General features: G+C 41.4%; 12 protein-coding genes. 9 read left to right on the forward strand and 3 right to left on the reverse strand.

Features of this window, described 5'->3' with window-relative positions:
• The first annotated feature begins 83 nt into the window (after window positions 1-83).
• The 5 genes from rlmKL (at window position 84) to rmf (ending at window position 6,455) form a co-directional block, all read left to right on the forward strand.
• Window positions 84-2,204 carry a bifunctional 23S rRNA (guanine(2069)-N(7))-methyltransferase RlmK/23S rRNA (guanine(2445)-N(2))-methyltransferase RlmL gene (gene rlmKL, locus IHV80_RS07405; protein ID WP_192890623.1) on the forward strand — a complete coding sequence of 707 codons (2,121 nt, stop codon included), beginning with the start codon at window positions 84-86 and terminating at the stop codon, window positions 2,202-2,204.
• A 67-nt stretch (window positions 2,205-2,271) separates the two neighbouring features.
• Window positions 2,272-2,490 (forward strand): glutaredoxin family protein, encoded by a 219-nt coding sequence (locus tag IHV80_RS07410; RefSeq protein ID WP_032500367.1) that lies wholly within the window; start codon window positions 2,272-2,274, stop codon window positions 2,488-2,490.
• Entirely contained in the window at window positions 2,468-4,384 is a 1,917-nt protein-coding gene (locus IHV80_RS07415; protein ID WP_065104257.1) for an ABC transporter ATP-binding protein, read from the forward strand. The genes IHV80_RS07410 and IHV80_RS07415 overlap by 23 nt, the downstream gene beginning before the upstream one ends.
• Window positions 4,385-4,393: 9 nt before the next feature.
• The gene (locus IHV80_RS07420) at window positions 4,394-6,121 is read left to right on the forward strand and encodes a DUF3466 family protein (protein ID WP_192890624.1); all 1,728 of its coding nucleotides are present in this window, start codon (window positions 4,394-4,396) and stop codon (window positions 6,119-6,121) included.
• A gap of 160 nt (window positions 6,122-6,281) precedes the next feature.
• Window positions 6,282-6,455 carry a ribosome modulation factor gene (rmf, locus tag IHV80_RS07425; protein ID WP_017074275.1) on the forward strand — a complete coding sequence of 58 codons (174 nt, stop codon included), beginning with the start codon at window positions 6,282-6,284 and terminating at the stop codon, window positions 6,453-6,455.
• Between the two features lie 251 nt (window positions 6,456-6,706).
• On the opposite strand, the gene fabA is transcribed toward rmf, so the two are convergent.
• On the reverse strand, window positions 6,707-7,222 hold the full coding sequence (gene fabA, locus IHV80_RS07430) for a bifunctional 3-hydroxydecanoyl-ACP dehydratase/trans-2-decenoyl-ACP isomerase (protein WP_029223508.1): 516 nt from the start codon (window positions 7,220-7,222) through the stop codon (window positions 6,707-6,709).
• Window positions 7,223-7,292: 70 nt separating this feature from the next.
• Entirely contained in the window at window positions 7,293-8,945 is a 1,653-nt protein-coding gene (locus IHV80_RS07435) for an AAA family ATPase (RefSeq protein WP_192890625.1), read from the reverse strand.
• Window positions 8,946-9,133: 188 nt separating this feature from the next.
• Between IHV80_RS07435 and matP the strand changes: the two genes are divergently transcribed.
• The 4 genes from matP (at window position 9,134) to IHV80_RS07455 (ending at window position 11,730) form a co-directional block, all read left to right on the forward strand.
• On the forward strand, window positions 9,134-9,589 hold the full coding sequence (gene matP / locus IHV80_RS07440; protein ID WP_017106977.1) for a macrodomain Ter protein MatP: 456 nt from the start codon (window positions 9,134-9,136) through the stop codon (window positions 9,587-9,589).
• A 20-nt stretch (window positions 9,590-9,609) separates the two neighbouring features.
• Window positions 9,610-9,918 carry a DUF3634 family protein gene (locus IHV80_RS07445; protein WP_192890626.1) on the forward strand — a complete coding sequence of 103 codons (309 nt, stop codon included), beginning with the start codon at window positions 9,610-9,612 and terminating at the stop codon, window positions 9,916-9,918.
• A 104-nt stretch (window positions 9,919-10,022) separates the two neighbouring features.
• Window positions 10,023-10,334: a hypothetical protein gene (locus IHV80_RS07450; protein WP_192890627.1), complete on the forward strand. Its 312-nt coding sequence runs from the start codon at window positions 10,023-10,025 to the stop codon at window positions 10,332-10,334.
• Between the two features lie 175 nt (window positions 10,335-10,509).
• Window positions 10,510-11,730, forward strand: a complete 1,221-nt coding sequence (locus tag IHV80_RS07455; RefSeq protein ID WP_192890628.1) for a hypothetical protein — start codon at window positions 10,510-10,512, stop codon at window positions 11,728-11,730.
• 95 nt (window positions 11,731-11,825) lie between these two features.
• On the opposite strand, the gene IHV80_RS07460 is transcribed toward IHV80_RS07455, so the two are convergent.
• A complete protein-coding gene (locus IHV80_RS07460; protein ID WP_192890629.1) occupies window positions 11,826-12,428 on the reverse strand; it encodes a DUF2971 domain-containing protein in 603 nt (200 codons plus the stop codon).
• Window positions 12,429-13,481: the final 1,053 nt, after the last annotated feature.

Consider the following 13,481-nt stretch of genomic DNA (forward strand, 5'->3'; position numbering starts at 1 on the left):
TCAATGAAAAGACGAGTTTAGTGTGATGCTCTAGTAGCAAATTCAGGTATAATCGAACTCATTTTTATCAATAAAAGAACACTATGAATCAATATCTAGCGGTTACCTCAAACGGCCTTGAGAATTTATTAGTTGAAGAACTAACCCAACTAGGGATTACAAATGCAAAACCTGTTCAAGCAGGTGTTAAATTCAAAGCTACGAATGAGCAAATTTATCGTTGTTGTTTGTGGAGCCGTTTGGCTTCTCGATTTGTACGTGTCCTTTCAGAATTCACTTGTATGGATGACATGGATCTTTACCTATCAACCACAGCGGTTAACTGGGTAAATCAATTCCATAGCACTAAGCGTTTCGTTGTTGATTTCAATGGTACAAACAACGAAATCCGTAATAGCCAATACGGTGCGATGAAAGTAAAAGATGCCGTGGTGGATTGCTTTGAGAAGAAGTCTTTACCACGTCCATCTATTAGCAAAGAAAATCCAGATATTCGTATTCACGTTCGTCTGCACCGTGACAAGGCGATTCTTGGTGTGGATATGGTAGGTAGTGGTCTTCATCAACGTGGCTACCGTCCTGAATCCGGTCGCGCACCACTGCGTGAAACTCTTGCTGCAGCGATTCTTCTTCGTAGTGGTTGGGATGCAACGAAACCTTTCCTAGATCCTATGTGTGGTTCAGGTACGTTAGTAATTGAAGCGGCGATGATGGCTGCAAACATGGCACCTGGTGTGAAACGTCAGAAATGGTGTTTTGAATCACTAGAAGATTTCGAACCAGAGCTTTGGGCTGAAGTTAAAGCAGAAGCTAATGTTCAAGGCCGTCGTGGCGTTAAGAAAGTAGAATGTAAGTTCTATGGTTACGACAATGATGAACGCATGATCAAAACGGCGCGTGACAATGCACGTCGCGCTGGCGTTGAAGAGTTGATCGAATTCGAAGTAGGTGATGCAGCAAAGCTTAAACGCCCTGCAGAGTTCAATGATGGTGTGATTGTGTCAAACCCTCCTTATGGTGAGCGTTTAGGTACAGAGCCTGGCTTGATTGCACTGTACACTGCATTTGGTGCTCAACTGAAGGCTGAGTTTGGCGGTTGCAACGCTTCTATCTTCTCAAGTTCTGATGAATTACTTAGCTGCTTGCGTATGCGTGCAGACAAACAATTCAAACTGAACAACGGTGCATTACCGTGTCACCAGAAGAACTACTCAATTTCAGACCGTCCTATGTCTGAGCGTCCAACTGGCGAGCAAGAACAGCTGATTGCTCCTGATTTCGCGAACCGTCTTAAAAAGAACATCGGCAAAATCGGTAAGTGGGCTAAGAAAGAACAACTAGATTGCTACCGTATCTACGATGCTGACTTACCTGAATACAATGTAGCGATTGACGTATACCCGGGTCACCTTGTGATTCAAGAATACGCAGCGCCTAAAGATGTGCCGGAAGATAAAGCTAAACGTCGTTTAACCGATATCATCCGTGCGTCTATCCAAGTGACTGGCGTTGAAGCAAACAACGTAGTGCTTAAGGTTCGCCAGAAGCAGAAAGGTCGCTCCCAATACCAGAAGATGGCTCAAGACTCTTCTAACCTAGAAGTAAACGAATACGGCGTTAAGCTGATTGTTAACCTTCATGACTACCTAGATACAGGCTTGTTCTTAGATCATAAGATCACTCGTCGTCGTATTGGTGAGATGGCTGGTGGTAAAGACTTCTTGAACCTGTTTGCTTACACAGGCAGTGCTTCTGTTCATGCTGCAGTAGGTGGCGCTCGCTCTACAACGACTGTTGATATGTCGAACACGTATCTTGAGTGGGCAAAAGAGAACATGGAACTGAACGGCCGTGTTGGTCGTCAACACCAATTTGTTCAAGCTGACTGCTTACAATGGTTGGCGAAAGAGCAAGGATCTTACGATTTGATCTTTATTGATCCACCGACGTTCTCAAACTCTAAGCGTATGGATCAATCTTTTGATGTTCAACGTGACCACATCCAGTTGATGGAAGATTTAAAGCGTCTTCTAAGAGAAGAAGGCACGATTGTGTTCTCTAACAACAAGCGTCATTTCAAGATGGATATGGAAGGTCTGGAAGAGTTGGGTCTTAAAGCTCAGAATATCTCGTCTAAGACGTTGCCTCTGGATTTTTCTCGCAACAAGCACATTCATAACTGCTGGTTAATTACTCATAAGTAATTAAGAGATTGTATAAGGATATATAGTGCTGACTCTCTACAGTACAGAAGGATGCCATCTATGTGAGATGGCATTTAAACTCACGGAACAGCTGAATATAAGTCATCAGATCAATGTGGTGGATATCGCATTGGATGATGAACTCTTTTCCCGTTACGGGGTCACTATTCCGGTGCTCAAATTTGAAAGCTCTGATTTGTCTCAACACTCAGAGCTTAACTGGCCATTTGGCTTGTTAGAACTTAACGATTGGTTAAAGAAGAATGGCATTACTTACAATTCATAATGGGCAATTAGCGTTTGGCGATCACCCATTATTAGATGGTGCGGATTTCGCACTGCAAGAAAACGAACGTGTGTGTTTGGTTGGCCGTAATGGTGCAGGCAAATCAACGTTGATGAAGATTTTGTCTGGTAACATCATCATGGATGACGGCAAGATGCAGATCACACAAGATGTGGTTGTATCTCGTCTAGAGCAAGATCCACCGCGTAATGAGCAAGGCTCTGTTTACGAATACGTATCTGGTGGTTTAGCTGAGATAGGTGAGCTGCTTAAGGAATACCACAACTTACTTGATGTTATTGCAGAAGATCCTAGCGAAAAGAATTTGAACCGTCTTACTCGCGTTCAAGAAAAATTGGATCATGCCAATGCTTGGCGTTTTGAAGATCGCGTAAGTAATGTTCTTGCCGCTCTTAAACTAACAGCAAATACCAAACTGACGGAACTGTCAGGTGGTTGGCAACGTAAAGCTGCACTTGCACGTGCGCTTGTATGCGACCCAGACGTATTACTGCTTGATGAGCCTACCAACCACTTAGATGTAGCAACGATCGAATGGCTAGAAGCTTTCTTAAAAGATTTCCGCGGTTCAATCATCTTTATCTCGCATGACCGCGCTTTCATCAAATCAATGGCGACACGCATTGTCGACCTTGACCGTGGCAAGCTAAGCTCTTTCCCTGGTGACTACGACAACTACTTACTAGAGAAAGAAGAAGCGCTACGTGTTGAAGAGATGCAAAACGCTGAATTTGACAAAAAGCTAGCGCAAGAAGAAGTTTGGATCCGTCAAGGCATCAAAGCGCGTCGTACGCGTAATGAAGGCCGTGTTCGTGCTCTTAAAAAGCTTCGTGAAGAGCGTCAAGATCGTCGTGAAGTACAGGGTAAAGCAAACATCCAAATCGATACGTCTGCACGTTCAGGTAAAATCGTATTTGAAGCAGAGAACCTTAACTTTGCATTTGAAGGCAAAGAGATCGTTACAGACTTTAGTTTCAACATCATGCGTGGCGACCGTATCGCACTTATCGGGCCAAATGGTTGTGGTAAGAGTACGGTGCTTAAACTGCTTCTTGATCAACTTAAACCTGATTCAGGTCGTTTGCATTGTGGTACTAAACTTGAAGTGGCTTACTTCGACCAATACCGCGAAATTCTAGACCCTGAGAAGTCGGTGATTGATAACCTAGCTGATGGTAAGCAAGAAGTGACAGTAGGTGGACGTGAGCGTCATGCACTAAGCTACTTACAAGATTTCTTGTTCTCTCCTAAACGTGCTCGTACGCCTGTTAAAGCGCTATCTGGTGGTGAGAAAAACCGCTTGTTATTGGCTCGTATTTTCCTTAAATCGAATAACTTGTTGATTCTCGACGAGCCGACCAATGATTTAGATATCGAAACATTGGAACTTTTAGAAGATTTACTTGCCAACTATGAGGGTACGTTACTTCTCGTGAGCCACGATCGTCAGTTCGTTGATAACACGGTAATGACGAGTTGGATATTTGAAGGTAACGGTGTAGTTGAAGAGTTTGTTGGTGGTTACCACGATGCTCAGAAACAAAGAGCACAGGCACTTGAGTATCGTCAGGCTGAAAAGCCAGCAAAGGCGGAGAAAGTTGTTGAGGAAACTCCCAAAACTGCGCCAGTTAAAGCTAAACCTAAGAAGTTATCGTATAAGCTACAACGAGAATTAGAAACGTTACCTTTGCGTTTGGAAGAATTGGAAACCGAAATTGAAACTCTGCAGCAAGAAGTTAATGATCCAGACTTCTTCTCAAAATCTGTAGAGCAGACACAACCAGTTTTAGATAAGCTATCTGCAGTAGAGCAGGAGCTTGAAGTTGCGTTTGAGCGCTGGGAAGAGCTCGAGGCACTACAACAGGAAAGTTAAGAAGTAATAATGACTTGTACTAAATTTAAATTAACAACAGTTGCAGCATTAGTTTTTGCTGCAACTAATGCTAACGCTGCACTATATCAAGTAGTGGAAGTTGCCACTCCTAGTTCAATTACGGGTGCTTCAGAAACCTTTGGTGTAGCAATTCAACCAGCGACGGTAACCGGAGCAGAAAGTTGTTTTACTAACGGCACTGTTGGTGGTGTTGCATGTGGTGATTTTAAACTGGCTGGTGAAACTCGCGATACTGTTGAAGCTGTAAGTTATCGTGAAGAAGTTCCTTTCGCAATGGATGCTCCATTCCAATACATTCAAGAGCGTGATGATTTCGAAAACTATTGTTATCGAGAGCTGAGATACTCTACGTGTGAAAGTTGGGCGGATAATCGTTGGAATGATACGTGGAGCAAAGAAAGAAACGACCTGAATTATGTAAATGCGAAAGCGTTTATAGAAGGAGGTGATACTTTTGATACTCACAATACGGTTATTAATTCTCTGGATGATAATGTTCAACCATTAGGTATTAAGTCTGATGGTAACATCCGTAATAATGCGATGTTCACAACGACAGCTGGGCCTACTGGTACTTCCGAAACTCGTGCTTGGAAAGCGATAACTGCTAGCAACAACAAAGTCTACAATGTTGGTAGTGTGTCGGTAGATCAAGGCACAACGGATACTTCTAAGCCGGATAAGGCGTTTAGCTCTAAAGCTGCCATCTGGGACGCCTCTTACACTAAGGAACTTGATTGGGGAAATGGTGTTTCTGCTAAAGAAGATGAGTATTTTTCACAGGGCAGCATGAGAGGGATAACAGAAGTAAACAATCATTTCTATGGCGTTGGTTATAATACAGTTAACGGAAATGGTGATTTGCGTGATATGAACGCGAACATTTTTGTTAGTAGCCAGATTGATTTTACGAACAATGTTGATTTATCGACTGTAACCTGGGAAAACAAGTTTATCAGCGGCGCTGAGGTCAAATCTGGTTCTTCAAACGATGACGCTAGATACAGTAACTCTGTGGCTACCGACATTAACGAGAACTTGTTTGCCGTTGGTTATTCTAAGCGTAACGGCTATGTGCCAGAGAGTGGTAGTGCAGGCAACAAGATGTTTGTTGTGACAGATGCTTCGGCATCAACCCCGACTGCGACATACTTATCTGGTGGTATCTTCTTTGGTGGTTCGAGTGGTGAAGCGAAAGCGGTGAACAACTTTAACGAGTTTGTTGGTCAAGTCGATGCAGAAACGACTCGTGAAGTTGACGGTAGCGAGCGTAGACACCGAGGCTTTATTTATCCTTATAATGTTGCTTCATCGAAAGATGAGCGTCGTGTAGACATCTTCAATGGCCAAGCTTGGTGGTTAGATGATCTAACGAATGATGGCAACGCTTCTGGAGAAAACAATAAGTTCCGAATTATTGATGCTTCCGATATTAATGATGCAGGTGTGATCTCAGCAACAGCCATCAAGTGTACCGTTGGTGGAACAACACAACCGTACGATACAACGTCACATAACTCATATTGTGGCGGTGCAGCATCTAATGCAGTTGAAGAAGTTGTTGCGGTTAAGTTGATTCCTATCGCTGGTAAAGGTAAAGCCGATATCCAAACTCGTAGTGCTGATACAGAGAAAGTTGATCGTCAAGGCGGTAGCCTAGGTTGGTTAGCTTTGACTGTACTTGGTCTGTTAGGGTTCCGTAGAAAATTTAAATAATTTTATCTCTTGAGCCCGAGTTCACAATTCTGAACTCGGGCTTTTTTTCACCTTGAGAAAAGTTCAAAAGTGGTCGATTCTTAAAGTTGGAGTCAACAAAACTCCACGAAGTTGTAATCATTGTATGTTAGTAAACGAACACCCGTATGAGGACTGCACTATGAAGAGACAAAAGCGTGATCGCCTAGAACGAGCACAATCTCAAGGTTACAAAGCTGGTTTAAATGGCAGGTCACAAGAAGCTTGCCCATATAGCCAAATGGATTCTAAATCGTATTGGTTAGGTGGTTGGCGTGATGCCAAAGATGATAAGCATTCAGGTCTCTATAAGTAGATAGGGCGAACATATTCAAAGGTCAAGGCCCCATGTTGTATTAAACAACTGGAGCCTTGTTAGTTTCAGAGAGCCATACAACGCCTTCTAAACCGCGAATTGGCAGTTTATAAAGTGATTTAAGATTGTTTCGCTGGTGGACATATAATTGATGAGAGTTTCTTTGCCATATCATGATGCACTATAACTAAATGTGTTGGGGTGAAAATAAAGCAACCATTGGCTGCTTTATTAAAAATCTAACTATTAAACTAGAATGCTGATGTATCTTGGAAAAGACCAACTTTCAAATCTTTAGCTACATAGATTTCTTTGCCATCAACAAGAACGCGACCATCTGCAAGGCCCATAACTAGGCGACGGTTAACAACACGCTTCATGTGAATTTCGTAAGTTACTTTTTTAGCTGTAGGTAGGATTTGGCCAGTGAATTTAACTTCACCAACACCTAGAGCGCGGCCTTTGCCTTTACCGCCAACCCAACCAAGGTAGAAGCCAACAAGCTGCCACATTGCGTCTAGGCCTAGACAGCCAGGCATTACTGGGTCACCAGGGAAGTGGCAATCGAAGAACCATAGGTCAGGAGTAATATCCAGCTCAGCAAGAATCAAACCTTTACCGAAATCACCTTCAGTTTCTGACATTTTAGTGATGCGATCCATCATTAACATGTTTGGTGCTGGTAGTTGAGGGCCTTCTGGCCATAGTTCGCCTTGGCTTGATGCTAGAAGCTCTTCGCGAGTGTAAGAATCACGTTTGTTTTGCATTATCAATTACTCCGATTTTTGATAGGTGCATATTAGTGAACAGGTGTACGCTAAACAAGTCCGATCAGTACTAGACAAACCAGTTTTTAATGCGTCCAACAATTCCAATTGGGTGTTCATGTCTTTCAAAGTTTTCAATACGTTCCGCGATTTTACTCAGAACGCTTTCTTGTTCTTCGTCCCTAAATGGTGCGTTCATAATAAGAGGAATCGCTTCATCTACATTAGAGACAGACCAAATATGGAATTCATTGTTTTTGATGCTTTCAATTAGGTCTGGCTTCAGAGCAAGATGTCTTAAGTTAGATCTTGGAAGGATCACACCTTGTTCGCCAGTTAGCCCGTTGTGTTTACACACATGATAGAAGCCTTCGATTTTCTCGTTTAGCCCACCAACGGCTTGTACACGACCGAATTGGTCGACAGCACCGGTTACCGCTATTTGTTGATTGATAGGGTATTCCGACAAAGCACTTACCAAAGAGCATAACTCAGCTAGAGAAGCACTATCACCGTCGACTTCGCAATACGACTGTTCAAATACCACAGAAGCTGCATATGGCAAGGCATCTTCTAAGTTTAGCGAGCTACTTAAAAATGCTTGCATGATCATCATGCCTTTCGCATGAAGATTACCACCAAGTTCGGCTTTTCGCTCAACATCTGCAATATCACCATCACCAAAGTGAATAACACATGAAATTCGCGCAGGTTCACCATACGATATCGGGTGCCCCGGTACATCGATAACAGTCAGACCATTAACTTGGCCCACTTGTTCACCCTCAGTTTCGATAATGACTTGGCCATCTCGAATATCATCAAGGGCGCGCTCTGGCAGGTACGACTCTCGGTTGTACTTGTGCTGTTGAGCTTGTTGGATATGCTGAATGTCAATGTCACCATTGTCCGCTTCAACTAAAGCTTCGCTCAATAGCGCATTGTGCCAAATAGGGCATAAAGGGGTATAGCTCTGATCTTCCGTTTCTCTTGCGCCTGCCGTTAGAATACCAACCAAAGCTTCTTGAGTTATTGTTGGAAGGTTATAACGACGCTGTAACCACTTAAGATAGCCAAGGTATTGCGTTAGGCTGCCATTAGAGAGCTTAATATCTTGTTCTATTTCACTGAATAGGCAAAACCCTGTTTGGATATCGCTATCTAGATAATCAAGATCCCCAAGTTGAGCGCGGTCTCCGACAACAATCAGCTTAATGTTGTATGTCAGCGCTGCGATAGGTGTTTGGTTTAGATGCTCTGGAAAACTGCTAATTGGCTCAACAGCTTCACCGAGAAGCGCTGATTTCAATAATAGCCAGCTTCCTGGATTTGCAAGGATCAGATTGGCTGAAACAACCAAGTAACCATTGTTTGCTCTAGAAAGTAGGCCCGGCTTTGTTGCAACTACTTCACCATCTTTAGACTGAACTTGGTCAAATAAAGCGGCTGCATTTAAAGATTCGGTTTTTATAACGGGCTGAGCGTCGTTGTTTAACTGTGTCGTCAAAGATTCAACGATAAGTTGACGATAGATCGAATTGTCAGGCGCATTAACAAGTAGAACTCGTGAAAGATTGGATAGGCGTACAAAACGGGTTAGCGCATCTCTAAATCTATGTTGAATATCTGAGAATGTGAAAGGAGAGATGTCAGGAAATTGCTCTAGTTGAGCGCTATATTCATCGTACTGAGGCGTTACATGTCGCCAATCTACTTGAGTCATTTAAATGTCTGATTATGATAATAAGGTAGGGAGTATATAGAAAAAGCGGGGAGTCATATAGGTCTATGTTGTAGTTACTAAACACTAAGCTAATATAAGTATGATCTTGGTCTATTCTTTCAAGACAATAATTGTTAAGTGATCCAATATGGGTTACACTGTCACTAGGTTAACTCTCGAGATTAGACATGAAATATCAGCAGCTTGAAAATTTAGAATGTGGTTGGAAATGGAACTACTTGGTAAAAAAATGGAAAGAAGGTGATTCGATCACCTGCCATATTGATTCAAGTGAAGCTGATGTTGCCGTGCAAGCTTTGTTGAAGCTAGAACACCAACCTACAGGGGTTCTTGAGTGGATCTCAAATAACATGTCGCCAGAGCTTGATAACAAGCTTAAACAAGCGATCAGAGCTAAACGTAAACGTCACTTCAACGCCGAACAAGTTCATACTAAAAAGAAGTCTATCGATCTTGATTATCGCGTTTGGGAGAAGCTATCTCAACGAGCAAACGAACTCGGTTGTACGTTATCTGACGCGATAGAGTATTTGGTTAGTGAAGCATCTCGAAGTGAGCAGGCCAGCAAAACAGTAACCAGTCTCAAAGAAGATTTGAGTAAACTTCTTTCTGACGACAAATAACCAGCAATAGTGGTGACATTATGATGTATGTAATCTTAATCGGAGCCGTATTGGTTTTTTGGCTCGTCGCAATTGATAGACCCGTATTGAAGATAAAGTTCAATCAAGGTGCGATTGAACAAGTAAAAGGGCATTTACCTCCTAGTTTCAAGCACAATCTTCAAGAAATCGGTCACAACAATGCATTTCAAGGAGAGCTTAAGGTTTACGCAAAGCGTTCTGGTTATAACTTGAAGTTCACCAAAGACATTCCCAAGAATGTTCAACAACGTATTCGAAATGTATTTCCTCACAATGGCTTCAAATCTAAAGGCTCCAAGAAGGCATAACTTTTGAAACCATGGTTTGCTTACCAATTTCTAGTACTAATTTAACCTCATACTTCTCCTAATAACTAGCATACTGTTTTCAACATCACATAGTTGAAAACAGTATGAAATATCTCGTATTTTTGTTGTGCTTTACGTCTCCAAGCATACTCGCCGATGATGCATTAATTAATCCGGTAGCGAAGAAAATTAAATCTTCAATCCTCAAAGGGATGAAGAAGAGCTCGATCGAACTCGAAGGGTACTGTGACCTAATGATCGAAATGCGGCATTCAAAAGGCTATGCTCGAATTAAAAAGGTTAGGACTTCCGGTGATAGTCGTGTGTGCAAACAAGCTCGAAAACACTTGCCTGATAATCGAAAGTTTAAATACAGCTTCCCTGAAAAGTACATTCGTTTACACATCGAAGGTTAGTCAACGACCTTGATCTTTCAAAAGGCACATTTAATGCACTATAACTAAATAATTATAGATATCTTATAATTCTAGGTTCTTCGTATATCTTAAATATCTATTAATATTGACTTAATTATATGTAGCTAGGATATAATACGATGAATAGCTAGGATTAGGTCAAGGAAAGTTACGGTTGTTGTTAGCAAACAAAAATTACACTCCTGAAGTTATTGAAATATCGAGAAAAGTTTCAATTAACGTAGAAAAACATTTCAATAAGTGGTTAATCTCTCCAAAGTTTAAACTCAAACAAACGACAGTAGACACACTGTTAAGTTTGGAAAATCGCTATTGTGATAGCGTTATTTTCGATGAGAATGATCGAATATCTCACAATCAGCGAATTCTGTTGCGATGTGAACAAGACAGAGTCAGTGCTCGTCGTGAGAAAGTTGCTGCAAAGCAAAAGACGTTACGTTACGTCATAGATGATGTGTGTAATACAGCTTCCGAGTTGATGATCGAGAAGCTTGAACAAACACTGATGAGCTCTCTTTTTGCTGAACTTCCGGATTTTAACCATTTCGCTAGTATCGCTTATTCATCATCTTTGAACTTCTCCAAGTTGCATCAAATTTCAGCTGAAAGTAGGCCGCTTAGTTCAAGTCTTATTGAGTTTGTGTCGAATCCGGAATTTACAGACAAATACGGTAAAAAATCGAAAGTTGTGCTGGATCCAAAAGTAGCAGCGAGACAAATTGGCATAGAAAATTGCAAATTACTTTTTCCACTGCTCATGAGCCAGCAACTCATTAAATGGTCTGATGATAACATCAAGCCAATTGTTCCTAAGGTATGGCAACACCTGGTTGTTACAGCAAACTCTACCCGAATACGGTTAAAAGAGACGTCAGTAAAAGAGCCAGACGCTGGTATTCTTCTTGGAGTATTAAGAACGCTGCCGTTATTCGTCATTTGTAATCATTTTTCAGCGACGTTTGAAGATGCACTCGTTAAAACCATGCTTGGTTATCGGGATGCAAGTGACAAGCACGACGAATACTATGCGTGTACAGAGGTTATCCCGAACACACAGTTTCTCGAATCTATGATAGAGATCTTAGATACTAAGCTACTGAAAAAATTAGTCGATTACATAGATTGGAGCACAAACAACCAGTTTATTAAACGTGCACTCCTCGAAGAAGCTCACGATATCCCAGTTCTTGAACGAAGTGTGTATGGTGCTGCGCTTTCTCAGGGCAGAAAGTTCTCTATTTTTGAAGCCCTAGAGAATAGCGAGTTGTTTAATATTAAACATCGACCTTATTGGTTTTCAACGGTTCAGATGTCCGTAGCGACTATGGAGCAAATGCAGGCCAGAATACCTGGCAAGTTGACCAAAAACATGTAAAAAGGAGCCACAATCTAATGTGGCCCCTTTTTAGTGACAATGTAACTTATAGTGAGATTTTGGTTTGTTGAACGTATATCCGCTATCTATCTGATTTAATTTACAACCTCAAAAGTGCAGGAATTCTGTCTCGCAATTGCGTGTTTGACCGGTATTCCAAGGCTCTGACATATCATAAGGACCTTTAGCTTTCGATCTGGAGGAGCGTGCTCTGAAAGGATAACAGCGCTTAAGCACTCTTTATTAAGGTACAGCTTATTCCCAATGAGATCCTCATCATGTAAAACCCACCGATATTCTTCTTCATAGCGCCAATTCGAATGCTTAATTTTGAATAGTGCAGCGCCCAAATCCGATCCTTGTAAGTCGGGGGTAGACGGCAAACTAAATCGAGTCGGGTCATCTTCATATTGCACTTTAAAACAGTTGAGGTTTGTGTCTCCATCATAATGATTGAGGTCGTATTCAATACACATGCCTTTGAAGCTATCGCCATACTGAGACCAAAGTATAGGGTGATCACTCGATTGGGAGAAGCACATCACCTTGAACTCATCCTGAAAGGTTGGGTCAAATATGTGGTTCAATTCAAAAGGGTTGTTAAAGGTTTTAGCGTAATCAAACCACAACGAACACTCAGATATAGACTGTATGTTTCTATCATGAAGCGTTCTGAACTTATAAAGTTTAGGCAACATATCAAACACCTATTTTACAACATTGCCAGATATTAACATTTAACTATACGAATACAGTATGAGTGCATTGCATTTGATTGCTTAGTCACTTTATTTGTAAAGATAATTGCTTGATAGATCAAAATTTAAACACGAAATAGCGGCCTGTTTAAGATATTTATCTTGTGTGAATCTAATTCGTAGGGGAAGTGTTACTATGAAAAAGAGACAACGTAACGTTTTGTTGGGGGTTATCTAGAGTTATGTATGTAAAGGGGAGTAAATATCAATATTCAAGCGAATTAAATAGATATAGGGTGACTACCGCATGTTTAGAAGCGGTATCGTGCCATATAAGATAAGCCGTTTGGGGTAAACACTTATTGAGGCGATGTTGGGGCGCGCTAGTGGATAACAGGAATGGATATCTATGTTATTAGTGCCAGAGCGTTTGTCCTTCAAAGTATGAAGGGTCACGTGGCAAATTACGTAGTGTGAATTCATCTCTCAGGTAAAACTTAGCGAAGTTATTTCGTTTATTCCCTAATGCTGGTAAGTCTTTTAGCACCTTAACGATCCCTTTAACTTCTTGCGAGTCAAAACTATAGCCTTGGTCAAGAAGGAGCTCCAATACTGGATAAAGCTTTTTATATACCCGACTTGCTTCGGCTTTTGAATCTCGTCTTCTTTTCGTCTTTACTTGCAATGATTTGAGTAGAGAGCTCCTTCCTAAATAGCCAAGTATATTGGATACATTAATTATGACGTACGTAACGTAGATACTTAGAACAAGTTCGATGCAAAAGATAACGTAGTACTCAGTAATAAATATTTGGTCACTGTACAGGGTGACCGGGTAAACATTCTCTAAGATCGTCATGCCAACAAAACTAACACCGATCAAGATTCGATAATTAGAACTGATAACGTCCATATTCGTGAACCTTAAGAACAAACAAATAATGACAACGTATGTGATAAGCGTAGAAACGAAGGAAATGACTTGCTCACTAATACTCGCCACCATTACGTCAACATTAAAGAAAGTTGATCCAATGATTAGTAGTGCGCATA

Origin of the sequence: Vibrio bathopelagicus, from assembly GCF_014879975.1 — a bacterium.
Classification (GTDB): Bacteria; Pseudomonadota; Gammaproteobacteria; order Enterobacterales; family Vibrionaceae; genus Vibrio; species Vibrio bathopelagicus.